Here is a 16941-nt window from a genome sequence, read left to right as displayed (position 1 = left end):
TCAGGCGTGCCCAAGGCTCGCGGCAAGTTTGTCCTGGGTTTTATTTTCAAAATCGCTTGCATCATGGCGCTCATGAAGCTGATCTTCAGGCTCGCCCCAGGCACGATTCACTAAACGTCCGCGCTGAACACCCGGTCGCTTTTCAATCTCTTTGGTCCAGCGCTGCACATGGTTATAAGTATGCGCCTCAAGAAACTCTGCGGCATCATAAACCTTGTTGAGCACCAGAGCGCCGTACCAAGGCCAGATCGCCATATCTGCGATGGTGTATTCGTCACCGGCAATATATCGGTTGTCCGCCAGCTGGCGATCCAGCACGTCCAGTTGCCGCTTCACCTCCATGGTATAACGATTGATGGGGTACTCGTACTTCTCGGGAGCATAGGTAAAGAAATGCCCGAAGCCGCCGCCGACAAACGGCGCACTGCCCATCTGCCAGAACAACCAGTTAAGCGCCTCAGTGCGTCCGGCAATATCCGAGGGCAAAAACTGGCCAAACTTTTCTGCCAGATAAAGCAGAATGGAGCCTGACTCAAACACCCGGACAGCGGGATCCTGAGTGCAGTCCAGCAGCGCCGGAATCTTGGAGTTCGGATTGACGTCCACAAATCCGCTGCCGAACTGCTCGCCCTCGTTAATGCGTATCAGCCAGGCGTCGTACTCGGCACCGCTGATGCCCTGCTCAAGCAACTCTTCCAGCATAATCGTGGCTTTCACACCGTTTGGCGTAGCCAGCGAGTACAGCTGCAAAGGATGCTTGCCTACAGGCAGTTCTTTGTCGTGAGTCGGCCCTGCAATGGGGCGGTTAATATTTGAAAAAGCGCCGCCGCTTGCAGACTCCCACTTCCAGACCTTTGGTGGGGTGTAGCTGGAATCGCTCATACTTGGGGTCCTTGTTTGCCTGAGTGCTTGCTATCGGATTTATCTATGCCAAGCCCTTGAGTCTCGCTGTGTGCTTTTCAAAATAAGCTTCAGCCGCCTCCCCGGTTTCCGGCATACACTGCCATAATGGTGAAAAGAAATGGAATGTTCCGCCAACCTGGCTGTTGATGTTCCACTATAAAGAAATTCTTCCGAACAAAGGAGCCAGACGTATGCCAGTAATAGGTTGGGTTTTTCTGCTCGCTGCCGTGACTCTGATCGTAGGAGGCCTTGTCATACTGCGGAACTCTGCAAACAGCGGGCATATCCCGAAGGACAAAATGGATAAAATCCGCAAGCGTAAAGCTGAACTCGAAGCGCAGGAAAAAGCAGATGATCAGTGGTAAGCGGCGTCCGTTCTCGCGGTCACAAAGTGGTGACCCATTCGGCTATGGGGGTCATTCAGAGTATCATGACTGGAGATGACGGCACCCTGTACGGCGGCGCAGACCCGAGACGCAGCACCTCCTCGGCCTTGGGTTACTGACACATGAACTGCTAACAAAGCGCCATGGGTAGATACAGCGGTAGATACGGAGGATAACCGAAGATCAAAATGACCACACAAAATACTCCCGAAAAACAGACACCACCGGTTAATCAGCAGCCGGAGATACCCAAGCAGTATTCATTTCTCTGGCTCAGCGCTGCCATTTTCCTGGCGTTTATGTGGCTACAGGACAGCGGCGCACCAAAGCTTCAGGAGCTGGCATACTCCGAGTTCAAAACCGCCGTTGTTAACGACCAGGTCTCCGAGGTAACACTCAAGGAAGAGAATATAACCGGCCTGTTCAGCGATCAGGGCCGGGCTTCCTTCAGCTCCGGCGACAACATACAAGGCTCAAGCCCTGGGTTTAACACTACCCGGCCGCCGATGGATGACCCCGAACTGCTCACGATACTGGAGGCACATGATGTCACCATTCGGGCCACGTCTTCGGGACTACCTTGGTGGCAGGAACTGATTCGTGGCTTCCTGCCCTGGATATTGATGCTGGCCCTGATGTACTGGTTCTGGGGTTCCGCACAGAAGCGTATGACTCAGGGTGGCGGCATGTTTGATTACGGCCGTTCAAAAGCCCGCCGGGCGGTGAAAGAAACCTCAACCACAACACTGAATGACGTGGCCGGTATTGAGTCGGCCAAAAGGGAAATTGCGGAGATTATCGACTTCCTGAAGTCTCCGGATAAATACCGGGCACTGGGTGCGTCGATGCCCAAGGGTGTTCTTCTGGTAGGCCCGCCAGGTACAGGAAAAACCCTTCTTGCCCGCGCGATTGCAGGAGAAGCGGAAGTGCCCTTCTTCAGCATCAGCGCTTCAGAGTTCATTGAAATGTTTGTGGGTGTGGGCGCCTCAAGGGTCCGGGACATGTTTGCGAATGCCCGCAAGGAAGCACCAGCACTGATTTTTATTGATGAGCTGGATGCAATCGGCCGCTCCCGGGGCGCAGGCGTCGGTGGCGGGCACGATGAAAGGGAGCAGACGCTGAACCAGATTCTCACGGAAATGGATGGTTTCGAATCCCACGAGAATATTCTTGTACTGGCCGCCACCAACCGTCCGGATGTTCTGGACAGTGCCCTGCTCCGCCCTGGCCGCTTTGATCGCAAAATCACTCTGGATCTTCCACACAAGGACGCACGGAGTGCCATCCTCGCGGTGCATGCCCGCAAAGTGCCCCTGGCTGCAGACGTAGACCTGGAGCAACAGGCGGCCCGCACAATCGGTTTTTCCGGTGCAGATCTGAAAAACCTGGTGAACGAAGCAGCCCTGACAGCCGCCCGGGAAAACCTGAGTGAGGTTACGACTCACTGCTTTGAGCTCGCCCGCGACCGCATCGTTCTGGGCGAAGAACGCGACGCCCGGCTGTCACCGGAAGAGCGGGAAGTTGTTGCCTACCATGAGAGCGGGCACGCCATCATGGCCTACTACATGCCAAAGGCCGATCCTCTCACCCGGCTCACGATTATTCCCCACGGAATGGCTATGGGTGTTACCGAGCAGACGCCTAAAGAAGATCATTACAACTATTCCGAAAGCTATCTCAGAGACCGCATCAAGGTCATGCTGGGTGGACGCTCAGCCGAAAAAATTATCTATGGAGAAGTGACCACCGGTGCCCAGAATGATCTCAAGGAAGCCACCAAGCTGATCCGCCGGATGATCGGCCAATGGGGTATGAACGAAAAAATAGGGCCTCTGGGCCTGAGCATTGGTGAAGAGCACGTATTCCTTGGCCGTGAAATGGGCTTGCCCCGAGAGTTCAGTGAGAAGATGGCGGAGCTGATTGACGCTGAAATCCAGTCAGAACTCCTGGCTCTGGAAAAAGCCACTATCGATTTCCTCACTAATCACAGGAATCAGCTTGAAGCGCTGGCCAAGGCCGTTCTAAAGCAAGAAAACCTCTCAGCGGAAGACGTCGAAAAAATCCTCCACAAAGAGGCTGCCCGAAAAATCGCCTGACCCGTCAGGCGTGAGTTCGGTTACTCATTTTATTAACCTGCTTCTTGAAATAAGCTCGCCTTCAGAATACTGTATATTTAAACAGTACTTCGAGATTTTACCATGAGCGAGCTTCTTAACACGCTAATGCAAGATGCCCGTGTCTGGCAGGGACACCGGCACAATAAAACCACTCAACCGGCAGAGCTGACCGGCTATCAGGTTCTGGATAACCAGCTCGGTGGCATTGGCTGGCCCCGGGGTGCTTTAAGCGAATGTCTGCTGGATGCCCCCGGCATCGGCGAGCTGACTCTGTTAATACCATTGATGCAAAGGCTGTCGCAGGCAGGTAAAACCGTATTCTGGCTGAACCCTCCGCACACCCCTTATGCCCCGGCGCTGGCGCGGGAAGATATCAACCTGGATCAGGTGATCATGATCCACACCAAAAACAAGGGCGATTTCCTGTGGACTCTGGAAAACTGCCTGCGTTCTCCGGTCACGGGCCTGGTGATGGCCTGGCCCGGCAAGCTGGCTGCCAGCGAAATCCGGCGTTTGCAGTTGGCGGCCGAAGCCGGCAGCAATGTTTGCGTACTTTTTCGCGAGCGACACTACACCGAGCAGAACTCTCCGGCCGCCCTGCGCCTTGAGCTCGAGCCAGACGATCAACAGGGCCTGAAAGTGAATGTGGTAAAGCGCCGCGGCAGCTGGCCAGGCCAGCATTGTTCGCTTGCCATGACTCACCGGGCGGGCCTGTTTCATCGTGAAGCGCCCAGTGTGGTTCAGGGCCCCTGGCCCACATCGGCCCGGTAGTTTCTATGCTCTGGTTGTATCTGCACTTTCCTCATCTACTGCTGGACCACATTCGTCGTTCCAGTGAAAACGAGTCTGCGCTAGTGATTGTGGAGGGTTCCGGGCAAAACGTAATACAAGCCTGCCCGGCTGCCCGGGACCTGGGCGTGACCGCCGGCATGCGTCTGAAAACAGCTGTCAGCCTGGTGCAGAATCTGGACATAATAAGGGCAGACCAACAGCAGGAGGCCCGGATTCTGGAAGACCAGGCCCTCTGGCTGTACCGCTATGCGGCTCACATTGTTCTGGTTCCGCCAAACGGTTTGCTGGCTGAGATCGGCAGCCTGCAACGGCTATACGGTGGCCTGCCAGCGGTCTGGCAAACGGTAGAAGAAGTGCTGCACGAACGCCAGCTTACCGCCTGGCCAGGCATTGGCCACACACCACTGGCCGCACGCTTGATTGCACGTAACGGCAAGGGAGCATGCACGTCCGATAAAGGCCATATTCTCCACACTCTTGGTCAGATGCCCCTGCTGGCTGCGGAGTTTGACGGGCGCACCAGCACCCGCCTGCAACGGCTTGGGCTGAATACTCTGGGCGAGGTATTCAGTTTACCGCCGACAGAGATGGCCCGCCGACTGTCCCCGGAAACTCTGGCATATATCCAGAAAATCCAGGGTTCCAGGCCCGACCCAAAGGCACCCTGGCAACCGCCCCATTACTTCCGGCAGCAGGCAGATTTTGTGCAGGAAATTGAACGGTCACAGGGACTTCTGTTCCCGTTGCAGCGCATACTCTCTGAACTGGAAAAGGATCTGTGCTGGCGCCAGCAGGATACCGACAGCTTGCTGCTGGTGCTCCGGCACCGGCACGCAGAACCAACGCGCCTGCACATTCGCACATCCGGCCCGGAACACCGGGCGGAAGCATTTCTCAACCTGACAAGCCTGCGGTTTGAGCAGCAACCACTCCAGGCTCCGGTCATATCGCTGCGATTGACCGTGAAACGGTTTCTTGGACGGGAAACGCCCGGTGGGCAGGATCTGCTGGGCGAAAGCCAGGATCTGAACGAAGCCTGGCACACTCTGATGAGCCGCCTGCAGGCAAGGCTTGGAGATAACGCCCTTAAGCAACTTGCGCCCCAGGCAGATCACCGACCCGAACGGGCATGGAGCGCTTCAGAAGTGCGGCGAACAAGCCGTGCAACGGCAACAACAGCCAACCCGCTGCCCCGCCGGCCCTTATGGCTTCTGCGGGGGCCGCAACCGCTTACGGAAACACCGAAAACCTGGTTCACAGGCCCGGAGCGGATCAGTGGCGGCTGGTGGGACGGCCAGCGGGTACACCGGGATTATTACATCGCCCAACTGAATAATGGACAGCTGGCCTGGGTGTTCCGCGATGTGCGGGATGGCTGGTTCATACACGGGTGGTTTGGCTGATGAATGAACCTTCCTACGCCGAGATGTTCTGTTTCACCAACTTCACCTTTCTGACGGGGGCATCTCACCCTCATGAGCTTGCGGAACGCGCCGCAGAGCTTGGATATACCGCCCTGGCAATTACCGATGCCTGTTCGGTGGCGGGCATCCCCCGTGCCTGGGCGGCACTGAAAGAGAGCTCCGTCAAGCTGATTACCGGGAGCTGGTTTGAACTGGACGACGCCCCTCCCGGAGCCCACACACCCCGGTTTATTCTTCTGGCCCGCACCCGCAAGGGCTATGGACAGCTTTGCCAGCTTATAACCACCGCTCGCCGCCGGGCAGAAAAAGGGCAATACCAGCTTTTCCATGGTGACGTGGAAACACATGCTCTGGATGACTGCCTGTGCCTGTGGCTACCGCCCTCACCGGCTGAAGCCGATGCGGATCAGGCCCTGTCCTGCGGCGAATGGTTACTCCGGCTGTTTGAGCACCGCCTCTGGATTGCTGCCGCCCGCACCCTGGAATCCGGAGAGGAACAACAACTGGCCCGGGCCAGCTGGCTTTCTGAGCACCTGCGTTGCCCGATTACCGCCACTGGCGAAGTTCATATGCACAGCCGGGAACGTCAGCCACTGCAGGATGTGCTCACCGCCTTGCGCAACCACGCCAGCCTGGAAAACGCCGGCCTCTGCCTGTTCCAGAACGGTGAACGCTATCTGCGCCCGCTACCGGTACTGCAACGACTGTTTCCCGAAGCCTGGCTGAAAGAATCTTTGCGCATTGCCCAACAGTGCACCTTTGAGCCCGGCAGTCTGCGCTACGAATACCCTCCGGACCTTGTGCCGGAAGGAGAGACCCCGGCGGCTTATCTGAAACGATTAACTCAGGAAGGTGAACGCAAGCGTTATCCGGAGGGCACGCCATTGTCTGTTCAGGCCTTGATCCGCAAGGAGCTTGGGCTGATTTCGGAGATGAAGTACGAGCACTACTTTCTCACCATCCACGATATTGTTGCCTTTGCCCGCAATCGCGGCATTCTCTGCCAGGGCCGGGGTTCTGCTGCAAACTCCGCAGTGTGTTACTGCCTGGGCGTTACCGAAGTAAACCCGGCCCGAGTCGAGCTGCTGTTTGAACGCTTTATATCCAAAGACAGAAACGAGCCGCCGGATATCGACGTAGATTTTGAACACGAACGCCGGGAAGAAGTCATCCAGTACATCTACCGGCGGTACAGCCGGGAGCGAGCCGCACTGGCTGCAACGGTTATCCGCTACCGCCCCCGCAGCGCCATTCGCGACGTTGGCAAAGCCCTCGGGTTTGACCCGGCACTGGTGGAACAGCTACTGGAAGGCATCGACTGGCGCGACAAAGCCACCAACTGGCGCCAGCAAATTCTCGACAAACGCCTGACCCGCAACCCGAAGGTCGCCGATCAGTTCTTTACCCTGGTAAACACTCTGCTCGGTTTTCCCCGCCACCTGTCACAACATGTGGGCGGCTTTGTGATCAGCTCAGGGCCGCTGGCCGAACTGGTACCGGTTGAAAACGCTGCCATGACCGACCGCACGGTTATCCAGTGGGACAAAGACGACCTGGAAAGCCTGGGCCTGATGAAAGTGGATATTCTCGCGCTGGGCATGCTCACGGCTATCCGCAAAGCCCTGGAACTGATCAGTAAACAGAAAGGCTTTCCCTTCCGCATGCAGGACATTCCCCAAGAAGACCGGGCCACCTATAACATGCTGCAAAAAGGCGACAGTATTGGCGTATTCCAGGTGGAATCCCGCGCCCAGATCAACATGCTGCCCAGGCTGAAACCTGAAACCTATTACGATCTGGTGATCGAAGTTGCTATCGTTCGCCCCGGCCCCATTCAGGGCGATATGGTGCACCCTTACCTGCGCCGGAAACACGGATTGGAACCGGTGGATTATCCCAATGACGCCGTCCGCAGCGTTCTTGAACGCACCTTGGGAGTACCCATTTTCCAGGAACAGGTCATAAAACTGGCCATGGTTGCCGCCGGCTTCACTGCTGGCGAAGCCGACCAACTCCGCCGGGCCATGGCCGCCTGGAAATCCCACGGCGACATGACTCCCTTCCGGGAAAAACTCATCACCGGCATGCTGGAACGCGGCCACGACGCTGATTTTGCTGAACGCCTCTATCTGCAGATCTGCGGCTTCGGCGGCTACGGCTTCCCGGAATCCCACGCAGCCAGCTTCGCCTTGCTTGTTTACGTCTCTGCCTGGATCAAACAGCACTATCCAGCCGCCTTCTACTGCGCCCTTCTGAACAGCCAGCCCATGGGTTTCTACTCGCCATCACAACTGGTACAGGACGCCCGACGCCATGACGTTGTCGCACTACCTCCAGACATAAACAGCAGCCATTGGGATAACATCCTGGAAGGCCCTGACCACCAACTGCGCCTGGGCCTGAGACTCATCCAGGGGCTCTCAGCAAACGCTGCCGAACGCCTGTGCCAGAACCGCCCCGAAACCGGCTACCGATCCTCCGCCGAGTTACGCCGCCTGGCAGGCCTTAACCAGCGCGAAATGGAACTGCTGGCCGGCGCCAACGCCATGCCCGCCTTCGCCACAAACCGCCATCAGGCATACTGGCAACTACTGGGCCACGAAAAACCCGCAGAGCTTTTCGCAGCAGAAGAAGACGACGAAAACTACGAATCAGAAACCTGCGCTCAACTACCGGAGCCATCCGAAGGCCAGAACGTACTAGCCGACTACGCCAGCCAGGGCCTGACCCTCCAGCGCCACCCGCTGGCTCTGCTCCGGGAACAAGGCCATTTACAGTTCTGCCTCAGCGCCGAACAACTCAAAACCACCAAAGCCGGCATCCCGGTACAGGTTGCAGGCCTCGTAACCGGCCGCCAACGCCCGGGCTCCGCCTCCGGCGTTACCTTCGTCACCCTGGAAGACGAAACCGGCAACGTGAACGTCGTCGTCTGGCTGGAAACCGCCCGCCGGCAACGCAAACCGTTACTCACCGCAAGGCTGTTACACGTGAAAGGCATTCTGGAAAGAGAAGGAGAGATTGTTCACATCATGGCAGGAAAACTCTCGGATCTGAGCCATCTGATACAGACACTCCCGGTCAACTCCAGAGATTTTCATTAGGCAGACCTGAAAAACGAAAAACCCCGCACAAGGCGGGGTTTTTCGTACTACGAAGAAACGATCAGCTAAGCAGCTTGATCATCACACCCGCAGCAACAGCAGAACCAATAACACCAGCAACATTCGGCCCCATGGCGTGCATCAGCAGGAAGTTCTGCGGATTCGCCTCAAGACCAACCTTGTTGGAAACCCGCGCCGCCATTGGCACCGCAGATACACCGGCAGAACCAATCAACGGGTTGATTTGTTCCTTGGTCAGCTTGTTCATCAACTTCGCCATCAGAACACCACAGGCAGTACCAACACAGAATGCCGCCATGCCCAGCAACAAAATACCCAGAGTCTGCAGATCCAGGAACTTGTCAGCGCCCAGCTTGGAGCCAACAGAGAGGCCCAGGAAAATGGTCACAATGTTGATCAGTGCATTCTGGGACGTGTCGCTCAAACGCTCGACCACCCCACATTCACGCATCAGGTTACCGAAGCAGAACATACCCAGCAGCGGTGCCGCATCCGGCAGGAACAGCGCAGTCGCAACCAGCACCACAATCGGAAATACGATCTTTTCCTTTTTGCTCACCGGTCGCAGCTGAGACATCTTGATCGAACGCTCTTTCTCCGTTGTCAAAGCCTTCATAATAGGCGGCTGGATCATCGGAACCAGAGCCATATAGGAATAGGCAGCAACCGCGATCGCACCCAGCAGGTGCGGCGCAAGAATACTTGACACATAGATAGACGTCGGGCCGTCAGCACCACCAATGATGCCAATAGCCGCCGCTTCAAGAATGGTGAAGTCCATAGCACCGCTCCAGTTGAGCAGCGCCGCACCGATAACGGTGCCGAAAATACCGAACTGAGCAGCCGCGCCAAGCAACAGAGTCTTCGGGTTCGCCAGCAGCGGACCAAAATCTGTCATGGCACCAACGCCCATAAAGATTATCAGCGGGGCAGCACCACTAGCGATAGCAACCGAGTAGAAGTTGTAGAGCATGCCGTTGGTATAACCCAGGCTCTGAGCAACGACACTGGCCTGCTGAACCGTCGCATAATCTGCGCCCTTGTAAGCCGCCTTGAAGGCCTCTAAAACCTCCGGGGTGACAACCTGGCTTGGCTGGAAGCCTACATCCAGAACGCTCGCAAGCGCTAAAAGTGTATCCGGATTCGCAATATGGATCGCATTTTCAGCGGCAGACAGGGCTAGCCCTGCCTCCGGAATATTCGCCAGAATGCCACCGAACCCGATCGGAATCAGCAGCAAAGGCTCAAAGCCCTTACGAATCGCAAGGAACAGCAGAAGAAGACCGACACAGATCATGAAGAACTGGCCGATTGATAGATTAAACAGGCCGCTGCCTGTCCATAACGTCATTAATTTATCCATGGAATGCTGGCCCTTTATGCGATTGTCAGCATTTCATCATCAGGAGCGACGGCATCACCGACCTTGATGAAGACTTCGCCGACAGTGCCGGCCTTTGGTGCGCGAATCTCGGTTTCCATTTTCATGGCCTCGAGAATAATCAGCACATCGCCTTCTTCAATGGCGTCACCCGGTGAAACCAGTACCTTGAAGATGTTGCCACCAAGAGGCGCGATAACAGGCTCGCCTTCACCTGCTGCCGGAACTGGCGCAGAAGATGCTGCGACCGATGTGGAAGCACCGCCCTCACCCTGAATCTGGGAAATTTCACCACCCTCAGAAACCGCAACCACGTACTTCTTGCCGTTAACATCAACAGTGTAGGTTTCGGGGCCAGTGGATTTCTTCGCAGGTAGCGCATCTTCAGCCGTGGGAACCGGCTCAAAGGCATCCGGGTTACCACGGTTTTCCAGGAACTTCAGACCAATCTGCGGGAACAAAGCATAAGTCAGAACATCATCAACGGTGTTATCCGCCAGTTTGATGCCTTTTTCATCCGCCAGCTTCTTCAGCTCGTCGGTCAGCTTATCCATTTCCGGCTCAATATTGTCAGCCGGACGGCAGGTAATGGCTTCTTTACCATCCAGAACCCTTTCCTGCAGTTCCTTGTTGAACGGCGCCGGCGCGGAGCCGTATTCGCCTTTCAGGATAGCCGCAGTTTCCTTGGAGATGGATTTGTAACGCTCGCCAGTCAGAACGTTAAGTACAGCCTGAGTACCAACAATCTGGGAAGTCGGCGTAACCAGCGGGATGAAACCCAGGTCTTCACGAACCTTGGGAATTTCGGCCAGTACTTCGTCGAACCTGTCAGCCGCGTTCTGTTCCTTGAGCTGGCCTTCCATGTTCGTCAGCATGCCGCCGGGAACCTGGGCAATCAGGATGCGGGAATCGGTACCCCGGAGGCTACCTTCAAACTTCGCGTACTTCTTACGAACTTCGCGGAAGTAGCTGGCAATCTCTTCAAGCAGATTCAGGTCAAGGCCGGTGTCACGGTCTGTACCTTCAAGAATGGCAACAACCGCCTCAGTGGGCGAGTGGCCATAGGTCATACTCATTGAGGAGATGGCCGTATCCACGTTATCAATACCGGCTTCCGCTGCTTTGAGGGCTGTGGCGGTAGACATACCGGTGGTCGCGTGGCACTGCATGTGAATCGGGATATCCAGTTCTTTCTTCAGGCGGCTAACCAGATCAAAGGCCACGTACGGCTTGAGAATGCCCGCCATGTCCTTGATGGCAATGGAGTCCGCGCCCATGTCTGCGATTTCCTTCGCCAGCTCAACCCACATTTCAATGGTGTGCACCGGGCTGGTGGTATAAGAAATCGTGCCCTGTGCGTGCTTGCCCGTCTTGCGAACAGCTTTGATAGCAGTTTGCAGGTTGCGCGGGTCGTTCATCGCGTCAAAAATACGGAAAACATCGACACCGTTCTCGGCGGCACGCTCTACAAACCGCTCAACCACATCGTCTGCATAATGCCGGTAACCCAGCAGGTTCTGACCACGCAGCAGCATTTGCTGGGGCGTGTTGGGCATGACTTTTTTCAACTCGCGAATGCGCTCCCAGGGATCTTCTCCCAGATACCGGATGCAGGAGTCAAAGGTAGCGCCACCCCAGGATTCCAGGGACCAGAAACCGACCTTGTCGAGTTTCTCGGCAATGGGCAGCATGTCGTCAAGCCGCATACGGGTGGCAAGCAGGGACTGGTGGGCGTCACGAAGTATAACGTCCGTAATCCCCAGCGGTTTCTTTATGTCAGTCATCGTGTCAGCCTTCTGTTTAAAGGTTCTATCTAATCGGTTACCGGGTCACTTCTTGTGGCGCGACCGGAACTGTGCAATCGCCTTCTTGATCGCCTCTGCCGTATCAGAATCAACTGATGCAGCTGCCTTGGTCTTGGCGCGAGGCGTTTTGGCCGGGGTTACCGGCTCGGGCGGTGCAAACCGGGTAAGCAGTTTGGACATAAGCAGAGTCGCGAACACCAGAACAATGAGGAACGCGAACACGAAACCCATACCCGCAACCATCAGATCGACGGCTTGTGACATCAGCTCATCCATATTGAATAGCTACCTGTTATTGGTTTATGGATTTTCCCGGGTAACCGAAACACCTAAGACTTAGGTCTTATGGTGCATCGAAACAAACCGGGAGACAAAATCCTGCGTAATTTACCGGTTTCGCACGCAGTGAGCAACCGAAATGCAAATGACTATACGGACTTTCCGAGTGTTCACTGCCATCTCCGACTCACCGGGAAAGCCTGCAATAATGATCTCAGACCAGCCTGACTCTTAGCTTGCGACCCTTTATCTTCCCGTCTTCAAGGCGCTTCAGGGCGCGTCCGGCCTGCCCCGCTTCTACAGCGACGAAACACTGAAAATCAAACAGATCAATCTTGCCAACAGATTTACCATTCAGCCCGGCCTCTCCGGTCAGCGCGCCAAGCACATCACCCGGCCGGAGCTTTTCCTTGCGTCCGGCGGCGATGCAGAGTGTTTTCATGGCAGGCACAACCGGTTTCGGCGGAACCGAGAGTAAAATCTCCGTATCACCCCAAGTGACCGGGCTGCCGCGCTCAGTCTCAAGACGATTGATCTTGTGGCCCTGAGCCGGGCTGCACAAAGTAACCGCCAACCCAGCCTCACCTGCACGCCCCGTGCGCCCTACCCGATGGGTATGCACCTCCGGATCCCGCGCCGGCTCGGCGTTGATAACCAATGGCAACGCTTTGATATCCAACCCGCGGGCCGCGACGTCTGTCGCTACCAGAACCTGACAGCTCTGGTTTGCAAAACGCACCAGTACACTGTCACGCTCACGCTGCTCAAGATCACCGTGCAACGCAAGGGCCGAGAAGCCCTGGAGACCCAGTTCTTCGGCCAGCTCATCGCACTGCTGCTTCATGGAACAGAACACCAGGCAGGAAGCTGGCTGATGTTCTGACAGCAGGCTAACAATGGCATGAGTACGCGCCCGGGCAGGAATTTCGTAAAACAGTTCCCGTATATCAGCATTCACGCTTTGAGCCTCTGCCCGCACATCCACGGGATCCCTCTGAAAGCCAGCGCTGAGCTTGCGGATAGACTCAGGCCAGGTAGCTGAGAACATCAATGTCTGGCGCTGCTTCGGCGTATAACCAAGAATCTCTTCCATGGCGGGCTGAAAACCCATATCGAGCATCCGGTCTGCTTCATCCAGAACCAGGGTCGTGAGGCGTTTCAGATCCAGGGTTCCTTTGCGCAGGTGATCCGCGATCCGCCCCGGAGTGCCCACGACAATGTGAGCCCCATGGGCCAGGGAGCCAATCTGTGGCCCGATAGACACACCGCCACAGAGCGTGAGAACCTTTATATTTTCCTGCGCCCGCGCCAAGTCCCGCAGTGCTTTCGCTACCTGGTCCGCCAGTTCCCGGGTCGGGCACATCACCAGTCCCTGAACCGCAAACAACTTTGGCTTGAGACTTTCAATCAACCCGATACCGAAGGCCGCCGTTTTACCGCTGCCGGTCTGCGCCAAGGCGATCACGTCACGCCCGGCCAGGCAGTGAGGCAGTGCCCGGACCTGAATGTCCGTAGGCTTCGAAAAGCCCAAATGGGCAAGATTGGCCTGCATGGCTGCAGACAGATCAAGATCTTTAAAGGAAGGCATACAAGAAAATCCCGGAATCAGCGGTTGCTGGTTAAGAAGGTAGACACGAGGGCGTATACTGTCGAGACAGAATACCAGAATTTATGACCAATTAATGGAGTTATCCCATGGCGTCCCTGCAGGATCAGCTATTGAAAGCGGGCCTGGCCGACCAGAAAAAAGCCAAGGCTATTCGCAACGAGAAACACAAACAGCGCAAACAGCAGCCCAAGGGTACCGTGCAGGTCAATGAGACCGAGATCCGTGCTCGTCAGGCCCGTGAAGAAAAAGCAGAACATGACCGTCAGCTTAACCTTAAACGCCAGCAGGAAGCCGAGAAAAAAGCCATCCAGGCCCAGATACGCCAACTGGTGGATACCAACCGGCTGGATCGCAGCCGGGGCGAAACGTCTTACCAGTTCGTTCACGACAAAAAAATCAAGAAACTGTATGTAGACGACATCCTGGCCGACCAGTTATCACGCGGCCGGCTCGCGATTGTGTTCGTCAATGATCAGTACGAAATAGTCGCCGACGGCGTAGCCCGCAAGATTATAGAGCGTGATGAGCAGGCGGTCGTTGTACTCCACGACCGCAAAACAGACGATGTGGGGGACGATGATCCTTACGCGGGCTATGAAATTCCGGACGATCTTATGTGGTAATCATCGGGTCGGTTTCCTCCTACCCGCCCCCAAATGGCGCATAAGTATTTATAATGACTCTCACTGCCTTTGCTGTGAGCCTATACTGAAAGTACGGAATAAACCCGAGGGATTGAACAATGAAACTGAAAACATCACTTATTCGCACGGCCGGCGTCGCTATTCTCGTTACCATGGCGAGTTGGCCGCTAGCAGCTCAGGAAAATGAAGAAGTATTTGGCCGGGAACTGATGACCCGGACAGAGTTGCAGGAGCACCGTGACACCCTGCGCAACCTGAACACCGATGCCGAACGAGCTCAGTATCGCCAGAAACACCATGAACGCATGATGCAGCGTGCCCGAGAGTACGGCGTCGAACTCAAGAATGGCATGGGACAAGGTTCCGGCAAAGGCATGGGTAACGGCCAGGGCAAGGGTTCCGGTCAAGGCCAGGGTATGGGCAACGGTCAAGGCATGGGTACAGGCCAGGGCATGGGCGCCGGTCAAGGCATGAGTTCAGGCCAGGGCAAGGGCTCCGGGGGTAACGGCAAAAGCCAGGAGTATAAGATCAAGGGGTCCGGTGGTGGTAACCAGTAACCCGGATTCAATTTTCCAGGTAACAAAAAAGCGGGGCTGAAAATCAGCCCCGCTTTTTATTTATGCCTTGTTAATGGCAAATGGTTCAGGTGTTGCTGAGACGCTTGCGCGCCCACAGACCACCCAGAGCCATCAGGACCATACCAGGCAGAACCGGATCAAAGGGCGAGCCCGGTGCACCGGCGCTACAACCAAAAATCGTGCCGCCACCAGAAGAAGAAGCGGTCACTTCAGGGTCGGTTGGTTCTTCTTCAACCGGAGTTATCGGAATCTCCGGAACATCAACAACATCATTCAGCCCCGTGACGCGCAGAGTGAAGGTACAGTTTGTGTCGACACCGTCACTTGTGCAGGTTGGCCATGACGATGTATCCGCCACGCTGATGGTGGTATTGATGTTGACGTTTGCCAAATCCTCAACAGGACCCTGAACATAACCGGCGACACGCTCCAGATCAGCATTGTTGTTAATCAACGAGTTCATCTCGTCCAACGTAATCCATGAAGAATCTGAGGCCAGCTGATAAAGGCCATCCTCGCCTTCATCCGGGAACCAGGTTGCGTAAAGCGAGCTATTGGTAGAGTCAATGACTGTCACCGGCTTATTTACCCATTGGTCGAAGAGATCAATGGTTACAGCCTTGCCATCAATCAAAACGTTGAACGTTCCGTCATACAGAGCAGCAGCGGTGGACTGCTCAAGCGAGATCGCATCGGGAACATTATTATCAGGGTCTTCTTCGCCTAACGTATCAACGAGAGGCAGAACATCGACGGCCAAAGCCGGATCGAAGTTGATGCTGTTCGGATCCCAACGGTCGGCAAGGGTATCCGGTGTATCGTCCCCGTTTGTATCAACCAGAACGATTGGACTAAATACCTTTTTAAACGTCTGCCAACCACTCTCCTCTACCGTATCGGCAGTACCATTATCCCAGGCCAGCAGGATAGAATCGTTTGCCGGGTTACCGTCATGATCGATAAACCAGCCGGTCGGCACTGCACTCAGCGTACGCCAGTCACCGAAGAGATTCGCATATGGAGCCGGCATCGCGCCATCAGTCTCCGTTGTATCTTGATCCAGCGACGTTGCTACCGATTCTACAAACGCGCTAACAGTCGTACTGAAGAACGGCAAGCCTTCCACCTTACTACCCCCAAACAAGCCGCCCGGAGATTTTCCCAGATCACCTATGGTCAGTTTGGTGGTCGCGTCAGCAAAGCCAAATGACAAGCCGTCATCGGCTGATGAAGGAGTGAATGCGTTACCTACACCGAAGCCAGTCTCGAATCGGAATGCGTTCAAATCACCATCGACACTATTGGTGCCATCCGTCAGATTTGAAAACTTGCCAATAACCCGGTAGAGCTTATCTGAATCATCAGCGGACACATCTAAAACAAGGTCAATGGGCGCGTTGGTTTCGGTGGTCTTCAGCTTGAAACGCTTACCCGAATCGGGGGGAGCCTGGCAGTTGAGATTATTGGGCGCAGCCTGAAGCTGACGATCCGGTTGCGCCATAATGCAACCGGCAAAATCATAGGTATTCTGGGCCGTAAACGGCTCGTTATAGACTGCAATCCCCAAACCCACATTGCCAAAGTCATTGACCGGGTCAATCCAGCCAAAACTCGCGGTTCCCTCTGTATCTGTATAAACCAGAGTTTTACCCTCCACCGGTGGAACCGACAGATTATCCTCATTAACACTATCAACCGTCGCCGCAAATGCCGCCGGCGAAAGCCCCAAAATTGAACACATCACCGCACTCGCGAGCGGTTTTTTCGAGAATTGTCTTGTTGGAATTTTCACGGCGCATCACCTTTTAACAAACAGAGAAGGAATAAAAGAGACCACTAGGCAGCCTACTTAGGCACTCTATATCGCGGACACAGAATATTCAAATTACCTTTGGGAATAT

13 protein-coding genes are annotated in these 16941 nt (G+C 55.5%); 7 read left to right on the top strand and 6 right to left on the bottom strand.

Going from position 1 to position 16941, the window contains the following annotated elements:
• Entirely contained in the window at window positions 1-882 is an 882-nt protein-coding gene (gene yghU, locus BUA49_RS11880) for a glutathione-dependent disulfide-bond oxidoreductase (RefSeq protein WP_072798015.1), read from the bottom strand.
• Between the two features lie 212 nt (window positions 883-1094).
• Here yghU and BUA49_RS11875 point away from each other — a divergent pair, with 212 nt between their 5' ends.
• From BUA49_RS11875 to BUA49_RS11855, 5 genes are all read left to right on the top strand, one after another.
• Window positions 1095-1268, top strand: coding sequence for a DUF2897 family protein (locus tag BUA49_RS11875; RefSeq protein WP_072798014.1), 174 nt, complete (start codon window positions 1095-1097; stop codon window positions 1266-1268).
• 209 nt (window positions 1269-1477) lie between these two features.
• Window positions 1478-3385: an ATP-dependent zinc metalloprotease FtsH gene (gene ftsH, locus BUA49_RS11870; protein WP_072798012.1), complete on the top strand. Its 1908-nt coding sequence runs from the start codon at window positions 1478-1480 to the stop codon at window positions 3383-3385.
• A gap of 102 nt (window positions 3386-3487) precedes the next feature.
• Window positions 3488-4177: a translesion DNA synthesis-associated protein ImuA gene (gene imuA / locus BUA49_RS11865; RefSeq protein ID WP_072798011.1), complete on the top strand. Its 690-nt coding sequence runs from the start codon at window positions 3488-3490 to the stop codon at window positions 4175-4177.
• Between the two features lie 5 nt (window positions 4178-4182).
• A complete protein-coding gene (locus tag BUA49_RS11860; protein ID WP_072798009.1) occupies window positions 4183-5601 on the top strand; it encodes a Y-family DNA polymerase in 1419 nt (472 codons plus the stop codon).
• Window positions 5601-8723, top strand: coding sequence for an error-prone DNA polymerase (locus BUA49_RS11855; RefSeq protein WP_072798007.1), 3123 nt, complete (start codon window positions 5601-5603; stop codon window positions 8721-8723). Before BUA49_RS11860 ends, BUA49_RS11855 begins: the two co-directional genes overlap by 1 nt.
• A 61-nt stretch (window positions 8724-8784) precedes the next feature.
• Here BUA49_RS11855 and BUA49_RS11850 read toward each other — a convergent pair whose 3' ends face one another.
• The 4 genes from BUA49_RS11850 to dbpA all read right to left on the bottom strand — a co-directional run bounded on the left by BUA49_RS11850 (window position 8785) and on the right by dbpA (window position 13797).
• On the bottom strand, window positions 8785-10107 hold the full coding sequence (locus BUA49_RS11850) for a sodium ion-translocating decarboxylase subunit beta (protein WP_323807517.1): 1323 nt from the start codon (window positions 10105-10107) through the stop codon (window positions 8785-8787).
• 14 nt (window positions 10108-10121) lie between these two features.
• Complete coding sequence (oadA, locus tag BUA49_RS11845; protein ID WP_072798004.1) at window positions 10122-11909, bottom strand: sodium-extruding oxaloacetate decarboxylase subunit alpha; 1788 nt, start codon at window positions 11907-11909, stop codon at window positions 10122-10124.
• Window positions 11910-11954: 45 nt separating this feature from the next.
• Window positions 11955-12206 carry an OadG family protein gene (locus BUA49_RS11840; RefSeq protein WP_072798002.1) on the bottom strand — a complete coding sequence of 84 codons (252 nt, stop codon included), beginning with the start codon at window positions 12204-12206 and terminating at the stop codon, window positions 11955-11957.
• Between the two features lie 217 nt (window positions 12207-12423).
• On the bottom strand, window positions 12424-13797 hold the full coding sequence (gene dbpA, locus BUA49_RS11835; protein ID WP_072798000.1) for an ATP-dependent RNA helicase DbpA: 1374 nt from the start codon (window positions 13795-13797) through the stop codon (window positions 12424-12426).
• Window positions 13798-13904: 107 nt separating this feature from the next.
• Between dbpA and BUA49_RS11830 the strand changes: the two genes are divergently transcribed.
• Both BUA49_RS11830 and BUA49_RS11825 read left to right on the top strand, forming a co-directional pair.
• Entirely contained in the window at window positions 13905-14441 is a 537-nt protein-coding gene (locus BUA49_RS11830) for a DUF2058 domain-containing protein (protein WP_072797998.1), read from the top strand.
• 119 nt (window positions 14442-14560) lie between these two features.
• Window positions 14561-15019, top strand: a complete 459-nt coding sequence (locus tag BUA49_RS11825) for a hypothetical protein (RefSeq protein ID WP_072797996.1) — start codon at window positions 14561-14563, stop codon at window positions 15017-15019.
• Between the two features lie 85 nt (window positions 15020-15104).
• On the opposite strand, the gene BUA49_RS11820 is transcribed toward BUA49_RS11825, so the two are convergent.
• Complete coding sequence (locus BUA49_RS11820; protein ID WP_139248783.1) at window positions 15105-16832, bottom strand: choice-of-anchor F family protein; 1728 nt, start codon at window positions 16830-16832, stop codon at window positions 15105-15107.
• Window positions 16833-16941 lie beyond the last annotated feature (109 nt).

It is taken from the genome of Marinobacter antarcticus (assembly GCF_900142385.1).
Lineage (GTDB): Bacteria > Pseudomonadota > Gammaproteobacteria > Pseudomonadales > Oleiphilaceae > Marinobacter > Marinobacter antarcticus.
Note: the sequence above shows the minus strand (reverse complement) of the source record. Positions and strands in the feature narration are given on the sequence as shown.